The organism is Pseudomonas sp. LLC-1, from assembly GCF_002992185.1.
Classification (GTDB): domain Bacteria; phylum Pseudomonadota; class Gammaproteobacteria; order Pseudomonadales; family Pseudomonadaceae; genus Aquipseudomonas; species Aquipseudomonas monteilii.
In genome coordinates this window covers 1-16,693 of sequence record NZ_LUVY01000008.1, presented here as the reverse complement: position 1 = coordinate 16,693, position 16,693 = coordinate 1, and the positions used below count along the sequence as shown (strand labels likewise).

The following is a 16,693-nucleotide window of genomic DNA, read 5'->3' as shown; positions in this document are numbered from 1 at the left end:
ATTGCCTCCACGTCGAATCAGCATGAAGCATTTCCTACCAAGCACCGCCCTCGCCGTCATGATCGGCCTTGGCAGCCTCACGCTCGGCGGCAATGCGGCGGCCGCCAACAAATGGGACAGCCTGCAGCCGGACCGCGACGAGATCGTCGCCAGCCTCAACGTGGTGGAATTGCTCAAGCGCCACCACTACAGCAAGCCGCCGCTGGACGATGCCCGTTCGGTCATCATCTACGACAGCTACATCAAGCTGCTGGACCCGGCGCGCAGCTACTTCACCGCCGCCGACATTGCCGAGTTCGACAAGTGGAAAACGCAATTCGACGATTTCCTCAAGAGCGGTAACCTGGACCCGGGCTTCACCATCTACAAACGCTACCTCGACCGCGTCAAGCAACGCCTGGACTTCGCCCTGGCCGAGCTGAATAAAGGCGTGGACAAGATCGACTTCACCACCAAGGAAACCTTGCTGATCGACCGCAAGGACGCACCGTGGATGAAGGACCAGGCCGAGCTCGACGACCTGTGGCGCAAACGCGTCAAAGATGAGGTGCTGCGCCAGAAGATCGCCGGCAAGGAACCCAAGCAGATCCAGGAAACCCTGACCAAGCGCTACAAGAACCAGCTGGCGCGCCTGGACCAGACCCGTGCCGAGGATATCTTCCAGGCCTACATCAACACCTTCGCCCAGTCCTACGACCCGCACACCAACTACCTGTCGCCGGACAACGCCGAAAACTTCGACATCAACATGAGCCTGTCGCTCGAAGGCATCGGTGCGGTGCTGCAAAGCGACAACGACCAGGTCAAGATCGTGCGCCTGGTGCCGGCAGGCCCGGCAGCCAAGACCAAGCAGGTGGCCCCGGCCGACAAGATCATCGGCGTGGCCCAGGGCAACAAGGAAATGGTCGACGTGGTCGGCTGGCGCCTGGACGAAGTGGTCAAGCTGATCCGTGGCCCGAAAGGCTCGGTGGTGCGCCTGGAGATCATCCCCGCCAGCAATGCACCTAGCGACCAGACCAGCAAGATCGTGTCGATCACCCGTGAAGCGGTGAAGCTTGAAGAGCAGGCAGCCAAAAAGTCGGTGCTCAAGCTGAAGCAGGACGGGCGTGACTACAAGCTGGGCATCATCGAGATCCCGGCCTTCTACCTGGACTTCAAGGCCTACCGCGCCGGTGACCCTGAGTACAAGAGCACCACGCGTGACGTGAAGAAGCTGCTCACCGAACTGCAGAAAGAGAAAGTCGACGGCGTGGTCATCGACCTGCGCAACAACGGTGGCGGCTCGCTGCAGGAAGCCACCGAGCTGACCAGCCTGTTCATCGAAAAAGGCCCGACCGTGCTGGTGCGCAACAGCGACGGCCGCGTCGACGTGCTGGAAGACGAAAACCCGGGCGCCTTCTACAAAGGCCCGCTGGCGTTGCTGGTGAACCGTCTGTCTGCCTCGGCTTCGGAGATTTTCGCCGGTGCCATGCAGGACTACCACCGCGCGCTGATCATCGGCGGCCAGACCTTCGGCAAAGGCACCGTGCAGACCATCCAGCCGCTCAACCATGGCGAGCTGAAGCTGACCCTGGCCAAGTTCTACCGGGTTTCCGGGCAGAGCACCCAGCACCAGGGCGTGCTGCCGGACATCGACTACCCGTCGATCATCGACACCAAGGAAATCGGCGAGAGCGCCCTGCCCGAGGCCATGCCGTGGGACACCATCCGCCCGGTGGTCAAGCCTGCGGCCGACCCGTTCAAGCCGTTCCTGGCCCAGCTCAAGGCGCAGCATGAAGCGCGCAGCGACAAGGATGCCGAGTTCACCTACATCCGCGACCGCCTGGCCCTGACCCAGAAGCTGATGAACGAAAAAACCGTCAGCCTCAACGAGCAGGAGCGCCGTGCGCGCCACGATGACATCGAGGCCAAGCAGCTGGCACTGGAAAACATCCGCCGCAAGGCCAAGGGTGAAGAGCCGCTCAAAGAGCTGAAGAAAGAAGACGAGGACGCGCTGCCGACCGAGGATGAAAACACCAAGCCGGAAGACGACGCCTACCTGTCGGAAACCGGTCGCATCCTGATCGACTACCTCAGTGCCAGCACCAAGGTGGCCAAGAAGTAAGGCGTTGCAACGATGATGGCAGAATAATGTGACCTGTCATCAAACAGTCATCGCGCTGTCGTGAAATACGAGGGCCGGGCATGCAGATGCCCGGCCCTTTCATTTTCAGGAATACGTCATGACCGTTGCCGAACAGCTCAGTGCCTTGAGTGCCATCCTGGCTCAACGCAGTATTCACAGCCTGTTCCAGCCGATCATGTGCCTGAGCGAACAGCGGGTGTTCGGCCATGAAGCGCTGAGCCGCGGCCCGTCCAACAGCCCGCTGCACGCGCCGTTGAACCTATTTACCATCGCCCGCCAGGCTGGCCGCCTGACCGAACTGGAAGCCGTCTGCCGGGAAAGCGCCTGCCGGCGCTTCAGCGAGCAGCAATTGCAGGGCAAGCTGTTTCTCAACATCTCGCCAGAATCGCTGCTGGAGCCACACTACCCGTCCGGCCTGACCCTGAAACTGCTGGAGCAGGTCGGTCTGCCGCCCAGCCGGGTAGTGATCGAGCTGACCGAACACACCCCCACCGACGACTTCCAGCTCTTGTCCAATGCCCTGCACCATTACCGCGACATGGGCTTTTCGATTGCCATCGACGACCTGGGGGCGGGCTATTCCAGCCTGCGGCTGTGGTCGGAGCTGCGCCCTGAGTACGTGAAGATCGACCGGCACTTCATCGACGGTATCCACCGCGACCCGCTCAAGCGCGAGTTCGTTGGCTCGATCCTGCAGATTGCCCGGGCGTCGAAGGCGCAGGTGATTGCCGAAGGGATTGAGCTTGCGGAGGAACTGGCGGTGCTGAGGGAGATGGGCGTAGACCTTGTGCAGGGGTACCTGCTGGGGCGGCCGCAGGAGTTGGGGGTGCGCGAGCTACCGGTGCTGACGAGCATGCCGCAGGCCGAGCAACCGACAGTGCGGTTGAATGCCACCATCGGGCAGTTGCTGGAGCTGTTTGGGCGGCATCAGCATCTGGAGGCGTTGGAGGTGGTGGATGCAGATGGCAGGCCTTGTGGGTTGATCCACAGGCATTCTTTGCCTGTTCTGGCCCTATCGCCGGCAAGCCAGCTCCCACAGATTCACCACAGGCCTTGAGCCGGGTGCCGCACCTTGTGGGAGCTGGCTTGCCGGCGATAGGGCCCGAGCAGGCAACCAATCAGGCTGTTTCGGGGTAGCTGTACTCAAACACCCGAACCACTTCGGATGCATGCCAGGAAGCGGCCTCCATGCCATCGACCGGCCCGGCAAACCGCCCCAGCCGTTCGACACATTCAAAAAAGCCGGTACGCGGCAAGCGGCTGGCGCCTTGGCTGATCACCAGCGAGCTGCGCAGCGGCTGCTCGGCACGGGCATCCAGCACTGCCAGGTATTCCAGCGCGGCGGTCAGCGTCTGCATGGCCGGGCTGGGCAGTTGCAAGCGCTCGATCAGCGCTCGGTAGGTCAGCAAGTGACGTTGACGGCGGGCCAGGTCAAGCTCGCCCAGCAGGTTGTCCCAGTGCTGACGGCTGATCCTGACCTGGCTCATGATGGCTCGCTCCAGCCAGCCACCCCCAGGTGCCAGGCCAAGGCGCGGCGGATGGCTGCATCCGGCTGGCGCTCGCCTGATTCGATCATGGCCAGGTAAGCCGGGCTTACCCCGACATTGCGCGCCAGCTGCTCAGGGGCGATGCCCTTGGCCTGGCGAATCTGTGCAACTTCACTGAACGCCGGCAACGGCGCAACGGCGGCGGCCTGTTCGCTGACAACGGCCTCGGCAGGTGCCTGCCCTGCGGCCTTGAGCAGCGCCTGGTACTGCTCCCAGGGAACGACTGCGTACTCGGGTTGACCGTCCCGGCTGATGACCTGAATACCCATTACAAACCCCTTTAAAAAGGATTACAGCATGTAATCCGTAGGCATAACCCTTATGCCAATTATATTACCAACTCCGGGGTCTGTCCGGTTGAGGTGCAGTTCAGGCGTTTTTCACTGCGTATTGCGCTCCAGGCGCAGCGCTTCGGGGCTTGCGGGCAGGCGCTCGACCACACGCAGCCGCTCGGGTGCCTGGCTGTCGCGCCAGGCCCGGAAGCGCGCCAGCTCATCGGCCACGGTCTTCAATACCCAGCCCAACACTGCAATGTCATCAAGGAAGCCCACGCCCAGCAGCCAGTCGGGGATGGCATCGATAGGGCTGACAAAATACAGCAGGCCGGCCACGATGGTGACCAGGGCCTTGGGGCTGATGGCACGGTATTCGCCGCGCCACCATGCCAGGCACAGCGACTGAAGCAGTTTCACGTCCTCGCGCAACTGGCCGATGCGCGGGCCTTTGCGGGCCACGGCGAACAGCAGGGCCGGCAACCGGCCACGGCTGAGCAAGCGCTCGGCCAAGGGCAGGAAACGGGCGAAATTCCAAGGTGCGCTCATGGAGCCTCCACGCGGAACAGGTTATCCACATTTATTGTGGATAACCTTGTGAACAGGGCCACGTTTCTGACCCCGGGTGCCTGCCAGGCAAGGGCCCCGGTCAGATCGGGCGTTTTTTACACAGCCGTTTCAATACGTGGGTAGCTGGCCGCAAACGATTTGCGCCAGAAACATCCTACAGCAACAAGCTGCATTTCCTCGGACAGTATCAGCAGTTACAGGTTCGTCCAATCGTCGTAAACGAAAACGCCCCGTCAGGACGGGGCGTTTTGCAAGAACCTGCCAGTATTACTTGGCGGGTGCTTCAGCGGGCGCTTCTGCAGGAGCTTCGGCCGGGGCCTCGGCTTCCGGCTCGGCGCCTTGCAGCTGGGCCGGGTCCTTGATGGCGATCAGTTCCAGATCGAACACCAGTACCGAGTTGGCCGGGATCAGCGGGCTTGGGCTTTGTGCACCGTAGGCCAGTTCAGCCGGGATGAACAGCTTGTACTTCTCGCCAACGTGCATCAGTTGCAGGCCTTCGACCCAACCCGGGATCACGCCGCTGACGGGCAGGTCGATCGGGCTGCCGCGCTCGACGGAGCTGTCGAACACCTTGCCATCGATCAGCTTGCCTTCGTAGTGGACGGTAACCACGTCAGTAGGCTTGGGCTGAGGGCCGTCGGCCTTCTTGACCACTTCGTACTGCAGGCCCGAGGCGGTAGTGACCACGCCTGGTTTCTTGGCGTTTTCTTCGAGGAACTTCTTGCCAGCAGAGGCCGCTTCTTCGCTGGCCTTGGCCAGGCGTTCTTCGGCGCGCTTCTGCAACGCGGTGAAGGCTTCTACCAGCTCTTCATCCTTGATGCGCTGTTCTTTCTTGCCAACGGCGTCTTCGATACCGAGTGCCACTGCTTTCGAATCAAGGTCTTCCATGCCTTCCTGAGCCAGGCTCTTGCCCATGTTCAGGCCGATACCGTAGGAGGCTTTCTCTGCCGGAGTCTTCAGCTCGGGGCTGCTAGCTTGTTGGTCGCAGCCAGCCAGTACCAAGCCTACCAGGGCAACCGCAGCCGCCAAACGATGCTGTTTCATGCTATTTCCTTGTTCATGCGCCATAAGGGCAATCAGGGTAAAGCCGCGAGCTTAGCAGGCGGCCATGACCAATGGCTACCGGCATAGGAGCGGGTTTTGGTAAGGAAGTTCAGTAGTTAAACGCTTATTCATCCAAGTCAATGCAGCCACTGGCCAGTATTGACGCTTGGCGCACAAATCGCCTGGGGTTTGCCGCAATTTTTTGTCGCGCTGCCCTCCATTCCCGGGGGCAAGAGACCTGTCATTTATGCCAGTAGATCGGATGAGGGTCTGCGCTTTCAATAGTGCGGGTAGTCACAAATCGTGACCAGCCAGAGGTTAACCCCAATGACACGACCAACCATCTCATCTCTTCTTCAACAATCCACGCCTGAGCGCAACTCATTGAAAGCACTTAGTGGTGCCCCTATAGACCAGAGCTTCGGTAAAGACGGCTACGCCTACCTGCTGGAACAGGAGACTAAATCAACTGGCGTGTGCACTGACATCCTGAAAAGCCACGTTCGACAAGACCGCTACTATGCGTGCGCACTTCAATCGCATAAAGAAACCCAGGTGTTCAACAGCGCCGTCTGGCTGCTGGATGGCGACGGCAAGCGAGATCACAGCTTCACTGTCGACTTTGGATCGCTCATGGGCGAGGACAAGACCTTTACGCCCTCCAGCCTCATGGAAGATCACGAGGGCAACCTGCTCTGCCTGGGTGGAGTGTCCGAAGCCGCCAACCGGCTCTGGAGATTCAAGAACACAGGAGAGCTAGACAAGGGTTTCGCCAGCACTGGATTTGTCGATAGCGACCAACTGACCGCCGAGCGGCTGACGTTTCTCTTCGCCGCCACACTCTCTGATGGCTACGTCATTGCCTGCCACACGCCCGGATTCAAGGCCGTCCTCGTCGCCCTGTCAGCGGACGGCGCCCTGAACCCGAACTTCGGTAATGGGGGGGTGCTAGACCTTGAATCGCACTTACCTGGGTACGGTGCCGGCATAACCAGCCTTATCGCTACAAAGCATGCTGAAAGCGATCGCATCCTGTTGCTGAGTTTGAGAGGCGAAGGCGCCGACATGTTTTCGGTCTTGAGCGCCATCAACAGTAGAGGCCAACTGGACACTTCCTTTGGCGAAGGTGGCCATTTCAAATCAGAAAACGCCACCTTCTATCGGGGCCTGTCGTGCAGCAATGTGTCGTCACTGGTCACGCTATGCGGAGGGCATATGCTCGCGGATGAAAGCGTGCAGCCAGAGATTATCCGGTTGACCAGCAACGGAGCGCCCGACCAGGTATTCAACAAGGGGATACCTGTCCGCTTCGACGCCAACGCCGGGATGTGGCACCACATGATCGAGCACGAAGGGCGCCTGGTGGGGGTAGGCAGCTTCTATAACCATAACCGGGCGGTCCGCTACCTGGCCGATGGCACACTCGACACTACGTTCGTTTCGCCTTGGGGACATGGTTCGTTTGGGGCTACCCCACCGAACCCTGGTTTTTACATGGATGGCAACTCATCGATCGCCTTCGTTCCCGCCAGTAAACGCCTGCTGGTTTGTGGCGATGTGAATGTCACAGCGCAAAATCAGGTGGCTGCTGTAGTGCTCGCCTTGGCATTGGGTTAAGAGATACTCAGGGGTAGTTACCCTCGCGGTATTGCCCCGCCACCTCACGCAGCACCTCGCACACCCACTGCCCCGGCAGGCTCTGCGGCAAGGCGGCATTGCGACAAATGCCCACCGAGCCACCTGGTTCACGCACGCCCAGGTCTAGCTCGACCAGCTCGCCACGGCGCAGGTCGAGCAACACCGCATCGCGTGGCGCTACCCACAGCCCATCGCTGCCCAGCAGGTAGCGCCGGCTCAACGCCAGCGACAGGGTTTCCAGGCGCTGCGCCGGCATCTGGATGCCGCATTGCACGAACAGGCTGTCGGCATGCTGGCGGATGGTGGTGCCCGCTGGCGGCAACACCAGCGGATAACGCCCCACCTGGGCCCGCTCGACGGGTGTGCCGGCCAGCAGCGGATGGCCCGGGCGTACCACCAGGCTCATCGACTCGCTGTACAGGTGCTCGAACGACAGGCCCTGGATCTGCGGGCTGTCGGTCATGCGCCCGACCACCAGTTCCAGCTCGCCCAGGCGCAGTTGGCCAAGCAGCTGAGCGCTGACCCCGGTGACTACACTGATCACCAGCGCTTCATGGCGCTGGTGCAGGCGGCACAGCACCTCGGGCATAAGCAGGCCCTCGACCGTCGACAGCACGCCGATGCGCACCTGCGACGGCGCCCGCGCCTCACCACGCAGGCTGCTGACGCCATCGCGCAGGGCCTGCACACTGGGCCCGGCATACCGCATGAAGCGCGTGCCGGCCGGGGTCAGTTCGACACCCTGTCGGCTGCGCGCAAACAGGCGCGTTTCCAGCAGGTCTTCAAGTTCCTTGAGGGTTTTGGAAATGGCCGGCTGGCTGATGGCGAGCACGTCGGCAGCCCTGGCCAGGCTGCCCTGCCGGGCAATCTCCAGAAAGCACAGCAGGTGGCGGTATTTGATGCGGGTGTCGAGGTTCATGCGGCAAGCTTAACGCATTGCCGCATGCAGATGACCTGTGCCGGCCTCTTCGCGGGTAAACCCGCTCCCACAGGGATATCCACAGTTTCAAAGCAGCACAGTACCTGTGGGAGCGGGTTTACCCGCGAAAGGGCCAGCACAGGCAGCCGATGAACATCAGAGCACAGCCAATTCCACAGCCTCACCATTCAACCGTACCGGCCACACCCGCAGTTGCTGCCCCGCATCCTCCAGGCACACCCCGCTCTGTAGGCTGAAATGCTGTTTGTACAGCGGCGCCGCCACCACCAGCTCGCCCTGCACACTGCCCACCAGCCCACGGCCAATGATATTGGCGCCGGAGCGCGGGTCGCGGTTGTCCACCGCGTACAGCGGCTGGGCCTGCCCCGGCAGGTAAAACAACGCCACCTGGGCCCCGTCGAGCCACACCACCACCCCGGAGTCGGCGACCAGGTCTTGCGCGTGGCACACCGCTTGCCAGTTCTCCCGGGTTTGCACAACAGCATTGGACAGGTTCATCAGACAGCCTCCTCTACAGTGGGGATCAGGTGCAGCGGCGCAGCGGGCCGGCGTTGTTCGCGTTCACGCACGAAGTGCACGTCCGGATCGGCGCGCCGGTCGTTGACGAAGGTGCGGAAGCGCTTGAGCTTTTCCGGGTCGTTGAGGGCGTTGGCCCATTCGCATTCGTACTGGTCCACCACATGCTGCATCTGCGCTTCAAGCTCGCCGGCCAGGCCCAGGCTGTCATCGATGATCACCTGTTTCAGGTAATCAAGCCCGCCCTCCAGGTTCTCGCGCCACACCGAAGTGCGCTGCAGCTTGTCGGCCGTGCGGATGTAGAACATCAGCACGCGGTCGATCAGGCGTACCAGGGTTTCGTCGTCCAGGTCGGTGGCGAACAGCTCGGCATGCCGTGGGCGCATGCCGCCGTTGCCGCACACGTACAGGTTCCAGCCTTTGTCGGTGGCGATCACGCCGATGTCCTTGCTTTGCGCCTCGGCGCATTCGCGGGTGCAGCCCGATACCGCGAACTTGAGTTTGTGCGGGCTGCGCAACCCCTTGTAGCGGTCTTCCAGGCGCAGGGCCATACCGACACTGTCCTGCACACCGTAGCGGCACCAGGTGCTGCCGACGCACGACTTCACCGTGCGGGTCGACTTGCCATAGGCGTGGCCGGTTTCGAAGCCGGCCTCGATCAATTCTCCCCAGATCAGCGGCAGTTCGTGCAGCTGGGCGCCGAACAGGTCGATGCGCTGGCCGCCGGTGATCTTGGTGTACAGGTCGTACTTCTTGGCCACCTGGCCAATGACGATGAGCTTGTCAGGGGTGATTTCACCACCGGGGATGCGCGGCACTACCGAGTAGGTGCCGTTCTTCTGCATGTTGGCCATGAAGGTGTCGTTGGTGTCCTGCAGTGGCACCAGCGCCGGGTCCATGATCGGCTGGTTCCAGCACGAAGCGAGGATATTGCCCACTGCCGGCTTGCAGATGTCGCACCCCACATGGCCCTTGCCATGGCGTTCGAGCAGTTCGCTGAAGGTGCGGATGCCCTCCACCCGCACCAGCCCGTACAGCTCCTGGCGGGTGTAGGCGAAGTGCTCGCACAGGCTCTTGTCCACCGCGACGCCACGGGCCGTCAGTTCATGCTCGAACACCTGCTTGAGCAAGGCGGCACAACCCCCGCAGCCCGTGGCAGCCTTGGTGCACCCCTTGACTGCGGCAAGGTCGCTGCAGCCGCTGTCGATGGCGGCGCACACCGCCCCCTTGCTGACGTTGTGGCAGGAGCAAATGGTCGCGCTGTCCGGCAGTGCATCGGCGCCCAAGGCCGGCGCGCCACCGCCTTGCGGCAGAATCAGCGCGGCCGGGTCGGCCGGCAGGGCGATGCCGTTCTGGGCATACTGCAGCAAGGTATCGTAGTAGCTGTTGTCGCCCACCAGCACCGCACCCAGCACATGCTTGCCGCTGGCATCCACCACCAGCCGGCGGTAGGCACTGTTGGCTTCGTCGATGAAGCGGTAGCTGCGCGCACCTGGTGTGGCGCCGTGGGCATCACCGATCGAGCCGACATCCACGCCCAGCAGCTTGAGCTTGGTCGACATGTCGGCACCGGTGAACGCGACCGCTGCTTCCCCCATCAGCAACGCTGCCAGGTTGCGTGCCATGCTGTAGCCTGGGGCGACCAGGCCGAACACGCTGCCGTTCCACGAGGCGCACTCGCCGATGGCAAAGATGCGCGGGTCGCTGCTGCGGCAGTGGTTGTCGATCACCACCCCGCCACGCGCGGCGATGTCCAGGCCACTGGCACGGCCCAGGGCATCCTGCGGACGAATACCGGCAGAGAACACGATCAGGTCGGTTTCCAGGTGCTCGCCACCCTCGAAGTTCATACGGTAGCGATAGGCTTCACCATCGCTGATCGACTGGGTGGCGCGGGACAGGTGCACGCCCACGCCCAGCGCTTCGATCTGTGCCTTGAGCGCGGCACCGCCCTCGCCGTCCAGCTGCACCGGCATCAAGCGTGGGGCAAACTCAACCACGTGGGCTTCCAGGCCCAACGATTTGAGCGCGTTGGCGGCTTCCAGGCCAAGCAGTCCACCACCAACCACCACGCCACGGCGGGCACTGGCAGCGGCAGCCCGGATACCATCGAGGTCGTCGAGGGTGCGGTAGACCAGGCGGGCGTTGCCGCTGGAGCCTTCGATCGGCGGTACGAAGGGGTACGAACCGGTGGCCAGTACCAGTTGGTCGTAGCCGTACCGGCCTTCGGCGGTAACCACTTCGCAGCGTTCGCGGTCGATTTCCAGCACGCATTCGCCAAGGTGCAGGTGCACGCCGTTGGCGGTGTAGAAATCATGCTCGCACAGGGCCAGGGTTTCGGCACAGCTGCCGCCGAAGTATTCGGACAGGTGTACGCGGTCGTAGGCGCGTTGGCGCTCTTCGCCGAACACGTGCAGTTCGAAGCGCTCGTGGGCGCCGCGGCTGACCAGTTGCTCGACGCAATGGTGGCCGACCATGCCGTTGCCGACGATGACCAGTCGCTCTCGTTGCCCGCTGCTCGCTGTTGCCTTCATAAGCCGATCCTCGATCAAAAAAAAAGCGCCTGGAGCCGAAGCTCCAGGCGCCTTTGCCTGTATTCATCACGGTAGGGGGCCCGGGTTGATCGCCGTTGATCAGTGGGCTTTGTTGTAGCTGGGGTAAAGCAGGGAGTGTGCCAATTGCTGTTTCCTGTTCCGGCCCTATCGCCGGCAAGCCAGCTCCCACAAGGTCCGCCTCAGGTTTCAAGGGCAGTGACAAACCTGTGGGAGCTGGCTTGCCGGCGATAGGGCCAGCACAACAAATGCACATTCAAGGTGCAACGCTCCCCATCCTGGAGCACTTCAGTAAACATCCCGCCGATACCGCTTGGCCTTGCTCAAGCCCTCCATATAAGCATCCGCATCCACACCGCCATGCTCGGCAATGACTTCACGCAACGCCGCATCCACATCCTTGGCCATGCGCTGGGCATCACCACACACGTAGAAGTACGCCCCCGCCTCCAGCCATTGCCACAGCTGCGCGCCCTGTTCGAGCATGCGCTGCTGCACATAGATCTTCTCGGCCTGGTCACGGGAAAACGCGGTATCCAGCCGCAGATGGCCGCTTGCCTGCCAAGCCTGCAACTGGTCTTGGTAGTAGAAATCGGTCGCCGCGTACTGCTCGCCAAAGAACAGCCAGTTGCCCCCTTTCGCGCCCCGCGCTTCCCGTTCTTCCAGAAACGCACGAAACGGTGCAATGCCAGTCCCAGGGCCAACCATGATCACCGGCACGCTGTCGTCCTCGGGCAGCCGGAAGTGCTTCGACACCTGCGGGAAGATGGCTACCTTCAGCGCCTGGGCACGGTCGGCCAGAAAGCTGGAACACACGCCTTTACGCTCGCCATAACGCACGGTGGAAACGGTCAGGTGCACCTGATCCGGATGCGCCAATGGGCTGGAGCTGATCGAATAAAGCCGTGGCTGCAACGGCTTGAGAAGGTCGAGCCAGCTGGCCAGCGGCAGTTGCTGGGGGAAGGCACGCAGCACATCGACCAGCTGCCGGCCCCACAGCCAGTCCTGCAGCTCGGCTTTGCACTCGGGCTGTAACAGGCGCTGCAGGTCCGGGGCACTGCCGGCAAAGGCCTGCAGTTGTTGCGGGGTCACCTTGGCAATCTCCAGATGCGCTTGCAGGGCTTCAGCCAGTGGCATGGCAGGCTGGCCTTTCAACTCGACCATGGCCTGGCCATCGAGCTGCGTCAGCGCCAGCAGTTCATCGACCAGCGTCGGGCAATTGCGCGGCCATACGCCCAGGGCATCGCCAGCTGCATAGCTGAAGCCGCTGCCGCTCAGGTCGAACACCAGTTGCCGGGTTTCCTTGCTTGCACCGGGCCCATTGAGCAGGCGGTTTTCCACCAGGGCGGCGGCCCAGGGTTGCTGCTTGCCATAGATCGTGACCGGCGCAGGCTCATTGACCGTTTGTGGTGCGGCAGCAGTGCCCAGCGAGGGCAGCAAGGCTTCGAGCCAGCCGGCGAACGCTTCGTCAAAGTCGGGCTCGCAGTCCACCCGCTGCAACAAGCGCCGCCCACCCAGCTCAGCCAGGCGCTGGTCGAGTTTGCGGCCAAAACCGCAGAACTGGTCGTAACTTGAGTCACCCAAGGCCAGCACAGCATAGGGGAGCTCGGCGCAGAGGGTGCCCTCCTCGCCCTGCAAGGCCTGCCAGAATGCCCCGGCGCTGTCGGGCGCGTCGCCATCGCCAAAGGTGCTGGCGATCAGCAGCACGCTGGCGGCGCCTTGTAGCTGGCGAGGGCTGACGGCCTCCATGCAACTGAGCTGCACCTCCAGGCCGGCACCGCGCAAGCGTTCAGCACAGCGCTCGGCCAACAGTTCGCCGTTACCGGTCTGCGAGGCCCACAGCACTTGATGCGGTGGCGCCGGCAACGCCGCAGCGGACAACGCCGCAGGCTGGGCAAACAGACCGGCCAGCAAGCCGTCGACGAACAACCGACGGCTGGCGGCCAGCGGTGCACTGGCCGGCAGGCTGGGTACGCCTTCGGCATGGCTTTGGTCCAGGCCCAGCAGAAAACCTTGCAGGTAATGGCGCTCTTCTTCTGCCAACACCGGGGCTGGCAGGGTGTCCAGGCCAAGCAGACGAGACAGGGTGGCAGTTGGCATACGGGCTGGCTCCGCAATGGCAGTGTTCAGTTCAAGGGTATCGATGCGTTCGCCTGCGACCCGCTCCAGGGCCACGGCGCAGTGTTTGAACGCGGGTTGCAGCGACAGCGGGTCAACCGCATCGCAGGTGACGGCATTGATTGCCAGTTGCTCGCCGACCACATCGTTCCAGTGGAACGGTGCAAAGCAGTTACCTGGCATGACCCGGTCGCTGACGCGTGCGGGTAGCACGGCCTGGCCACGGCGCGAACGAATGGCCACCTGGTCTTTCTCGGCAACGCCCAGCCGGGCGGCATCTTCGGGGTGAATTTCGACGAAAGGGCCGGGCTCGAGCTTGTTCAATGCCGGCACCTTGCCGGTCTTGGTCAGGGTGTGCCACTGGTGCTGCACACGGCCGGTATTCAGCACCATGGGGTAGTCGTCATTAGGCAACTCCGGTGCCGGCAACCAAGGCCGGGCGAAGAAACGGGCTTTGCCACTGGCGGTGGGGAAGGCCAACGCCGGGCGCTGGCCCTGGGCATCGTGCAGCAGCGCCTGGCTGCTGCCGTCATTCAGGTAGCGCAACGGGCTGCGGTCGCTGTCACGGCCAGGCGCGCAAGGCCACTGGCGCGGTTGCTCACGCAGTTCGGCATACCCGATACCGCGCAGGTCGTACCCGGTGGCAGGGTTATGGAAGCGACGGATTTCCTCGTACACCGCTTCGGCATCGGCGTAATCGAAGGCGTCGGCATAACCCATGGCGCAAGCCACGCGGGCAATGATCTGCCAGTCCGGCAGGCTCTGCCCTGGCGGCTCGACGGCGCGCGGCATCAGGGTAAGGTTGCGCTCGCTGTTGATCATCACGCCCTCGCCTTCGGCCCACAGCGCGGCCGGTAGCAGAATGTCGGCGTAGCGATTGGTTTCGGTGTCGAGGAAAGCGTCCTGAGTAATCACCAGCTCGGCCTGATGCAGGCCGTCGATCACTTGCTGGCGGTTGGCAACACTGGCCACCGGGTTGCTGCAGATGATCCAGCAAGCCTTCACTTCGCCGGCCTTCATCTGTTCGAACAGCGCCACCGTGCCCTCGCCGCCTTCGCGGCGCAGGCTGCCAGGTGCCAGTTGCCATTGCTGTTCGACAAAGGCGCGGTCGTCTTCCGCCAGCGCCGAGCGCTGGCCTGGCAAGCCCGGCCCCATGTAGCCCATCTCACGGCCGCCCATGGCGTTGGGCTGACCGGTCAGCGAGAACGGCCCGCTGCCGGGGCGGCAGATGGCGCCGGTGGCCAGGTGCAGGTTGCAGATCGCATTGGTGTGCCAGGTGCCGTGGATGCTCTGGTTCAGGCCCATGGTCCAGCAGCTCATCCAGTTGCCGGCACCGCCGATCCATTCGGCGGCCTTGATGATGTCGGCCTCGGCCAGCCCGGTGATGGCAGCCACGCGCTCGGGGCGGTAGTCGTCGAGAAAGGCTGGCAGTTCATCCCAGCCTTCGGTGTGGCAGGCAATGAAGTCAGGGTTGGTATGGCCGTTGCGGTGTAGCAGGTGCAGCAAGCCGTTGAGCAAGGCCATGTCGCTGCCGGGGCGTACCTGCAGGAACAGGTCGGCCTTGTCGGCGGTGGCGCTGCGCCGAGGGTCGACCACAATCAGCTTCGCACCGGCCTTGATCCGGTCGAGCAAACGCAGGAACAGGATCGGGTGGCAGTCAGCCATGTTGGCGCCAATCACCAGGAATACGTCGGCGTGCTCGAAATCCTGGTAGCTGCCGGGTGGGCCATCGGCGCCAAGCGACAGCTTGTAGCCACTGCCGGCGCTGGCCATGCACAGGCGCGAGTTGGACTCGATGTGGCGGGTGCGGATAAAGCCCTTGGCCAGTTTGTTTGCCAGGTACTGGGCTTCCAGCGACATCTGCCCGGACACATACAGCGCCACGGCGTCGGGGCCGTGCTGGTCGATGATGCCGCGCAGGCGTGCGGCTGTTTCGGCGATGGCCTGATCGATACCGGTGCGTACCGGCTGCTGGTTACGCTGCTGGCGTACATAGGCGTCTTCCATACGCCCGGCAGCGGTCAGCGGCAGGTGCGCAGTGAGGCCTTTGGTGCACAGGCGGCCGAAGTTGCTGGGATGCTGCTTGTCGCCGCTGACCTTGCTGACCTTGCCGTCGGCAACGCTCATGACGATGCCACAGCCGACGCCGCAATAGGGGCAGACGCTGCGTACTTCGCTGTTGGCCATGGGCGGGCTCCTGTGGGGAACGCAAAAAGGCGCCGGCTGCCCCGGCTTGCTGATGCAAGCGAGGGGCAACACGGCGCCTTTGTCGTGAGGTTTTGTGGGCTGTCGACGTTGATAGCCCTGAATGAAGAGTAAGTCAGCAATTAATGGGCCAGCTGTACCGGCCCTTTCGCGGGCACGCCCGCTCCCACAGGGATATCGCAAGGCCTGAGGGCGGCGCCGTACCTGCGGGAGCGGGCGTGCCCGCGAAAAGGCCGGCACAGGTTTCGCACCACGCGGTGGCAACACGAGGTCCCGTGGCGCTATGCTGGGGCACATTCCAGCATGAGCAACCGCCCTCCCCCCATGTCCCAGGTGATCCTCAAGACCCCCGCCCAACTCGACCTGATGCGCCGCGCCGGCCAACTGCTGGCCCAGGTGTTCGCCGACCTCGACAGTTTCATCCGCCCTGGCATCACGACGATGCAAATCAACGACCGCGCCGAGGCGTTCATCGTCGATACGCTCAAGGCGCGGCCTGCGAGCAAGGGCCAGTACGGCTTCCCCTACTCACTCAATACCTCGGTGGATCACGTGGTGTGCCACGGCATACCCAAGGTCGATGAAGTGTTGAAGGAAGGCTCGATCGTCAACGTCGACATCACCCTGGAGCAAGGCGGCTACATCGCCGACTCATCGAAGATGTACTGCATCGGGAAAATCAGCGACGAAGCCCGGCGCCTGGTCGACACTACCTACGATGCGCTGTGGAAAGGCATCGAACAGGTACGCCCCGGGGCCACGCTCGGCGATATCGGCCATGCCATCCAGGCCCATGCCGAAGCAGCGGGCTACAGCGTGGTGCGCGAATACTGCGGGCACGGCATTGGCCAGCAGATGCATGAAGCGCCGGAAGTGCTGCACATCGGCCAGCGTGGCATGGGTATGAAGCTCAAGCCGGGAATGGTGTTTACCATCGAGCCGATGATCAATCAGGGTGGGCGTGGGACGCGCACGTTGAAGGATGGCTGGACGGTGATTACCCGAGACCACTGCCTGTCGGCCCAGTGGGAGCATACGGTAGCGGTGACTGAGGAAGGGTTTGAGGTGCTGACGCTGCGGGAAGAAGAACACTGACACCTGAAATTCAGGCACAAAAAAAGCGACCCTAAGGTCGCTTTCTTTGTTACTTCCGGGTGTTCAGTAGG

General features: G+C 62.8%; 12 protein-coding genes. 4 read left to right on the top strand and 8 right to left on the bottom strand.

What is annotated here, in order from left to right; genetic code table 11:
- Nucleotides 1–22 precede the first annotated feature (22 nt).
- Entirely contained in the window at nucleotides 23–2,104 is a 2,082-nt protein-coding gene (locus A0O30_RS06555) for a carboxy terminal-processing peptidase (protein WP_177410256.1), read from the top strand.
- A 118-nt stretch (nucleotides 2,105–2,222) separates the two neighbouring features.
- Nucleotides 2,223–3,182 (top strand): EAL domain-containing protein, encoded by a 960-nt coding sequence (locus A0O30_RS06550; RefSeq protein WP_105945945.1) that lies wholly within the window; start codon nucleotides 2,223–2,225, stop codon nucleotides 3,180–3,182.
- Nucleotides 3,183–3,243: 61 nt separating this feature from the next.
- Here A0O30_RS06550 and A0O30_RS06545 read toward each other — a convergent pair whose 3' ends face one another.
- The 4 genes from A0O30_RS06545 to A0O30_RS06530 all read right to left on the bottom strand — a co-directional run bounded on the left by A0O30_RS06545 (nucleotide 3,244) and on the right by A0O30_RS06530 (nucleotide 5,558).
- Nucleotides 3,244–3,612, bottom strand: coding sequence for a hypothetical protein (locus A0O30_RS06545; RefSeq protein ID WP_016501064.1), 369 nt, complete (start codon nucleotides 3,610–3,612; stop codon nucleotides 3,244–3,246).
- Complete coding sequence (locus A0O30_RS06540) at nucleotides 3,609–3,941, bottom strand: helix-turn-helix transcriptional regulator (protein WP_016715512.1); 333 nt, start codon at nucleotides 3,939–3,941, stop codon at nucleotides 3,609–3,611. Before A0O30_RS06540 ends, A0O30_RS06545 begins: the two co-directional genes overlap by 4 nt.
- 111 nt (nucleotides 3,942–4,052) lie before the next feature.
- Entirely contained in the window at nucleotides 4,053–4,493 is a 441-nt protein-coding gene (locus A0O30_RS06535) for a YkvA family protein (RefSeq protein ID WP_104834133.1), read from the bottom strand.
- 288 nt (nucleotides 4,494–4,781) lie between these two features.
- Nucleotides 4,782–5,558 carry an FKBP-type peptidyl-prolyl cis-trans isomerase gene (locus tag A0O30_RS06530; protein ID WP_019097094.1) on the bottom strand — a complete coding sequence of 259 codons (777 nt, stop codon included), beginning with the start codon at nucleotides 5,556–5,558 and terminating at the stop codon, nucleotides 4,782–4,784.
- Nucleotides 5,559–5,885: 327 nt separating this feature from the next.
- On the opposite strand from A0O30_RS06530, the gene A0O30_RS06525 reads away from it, so the two are divergent.
- Nucleotides 5,886–7,175, top strand: a complete 1,290-nt coding sequence (locus tag A0O30_RS06525; protein WP_256589622.1) for a delta-60 repeat domain-containing protein — start codon at nucleotides 5,886–5,888, stop codon at nucleotides 7,173–7,175.
- A gap of 7 nt (nucleotides 7,176–7,182) precedes the next feature.
- Here the strand turns inward: A0O30_RS06525 and pcaQ are convergent, their stop codons facing one another.
- From pcaQ to A0O30_RS06505, 4 genes are all read right to left on the bottom strand, one after another.
- Nucleotides 7,183–8,115: a pca operon transcription factor PcaQ gene (gene pcaQ, locus A0O30_RS06520; protein ID WP_105945944.1), complete on the bottom strand. Its 933-nt coding sequence runs from the start codon at nucleotides 8,113–8,115 to the stop codon at nucleotides 7,183–7,185.
- A 156-nt stretch (nucleotides 8,116–8,271) separates the two neighbouring features.
- Nucleotides 8,272–8,634 carry a nitrite reductase small subunit NirD gene (nirD, locus tag A0O30_RS06515; RefSeq protein ID WP_105945943.1) on the bottom strand — a complete coding sequence of 121 codons (363 nt, stop codon included), beginning with the start codon at nucleotides 8,632–8,634 and terminating at the stop codon, nucleotides 8,272–8,274.
- Nucleotides 8,634–11,186 carry a nitrite reductase large subunit NirB gene (gene nirB, locus A0O30_RS06510; RefSeq protein WP_105945942.1) on the bottom strand — a complete coding sequence of 851 codons (2,553 nt, stop codon included), beginning with the start codon at nucleotides 11,184–11,186 and terminating at the stop codon, nucleotides 8,634–8,636. The genes nirD and nirB overlap by 1 nt, the downstream gene beginning before the upstream one ends.
- A gap of 306 nt (nucleotides 11,187–11,492) precedes the next feature.
- Nucleotides 11,493–15,509, bottom strand: coding sequence for a bifunctional nitrate reductase/sulfite reductase flavoprotein subunit alpha (locus A0O30_RS06505; protein ID WP_105945941.1), 4,017 nt, complete (start codon nucleotides 15,507–15,509; stop codon nucleotides 11,493–11,495).
- 321 nt (nucleotides 15,510–15,830) lie between these two features.
- Between A0O30_RS06505 and map the strand changes: the two genes are divergently transcribed.
- Nucleotides 15,831–16,622 carry a type I methionyl aminopeptidase gene (map, locus tag A0O30_RS06500; protein ID WP_105945940.1) on the top strand — a complete coding sequence of 264 codons (792 nt, stop codon included), beginning with the start codon at nucleotides 15,831–15,833 and terminating at the stop codon, nucleotides 16,620–16,622.
- Nucleotides 16,623–16,693: the final 71 nt, after the last annotated feature.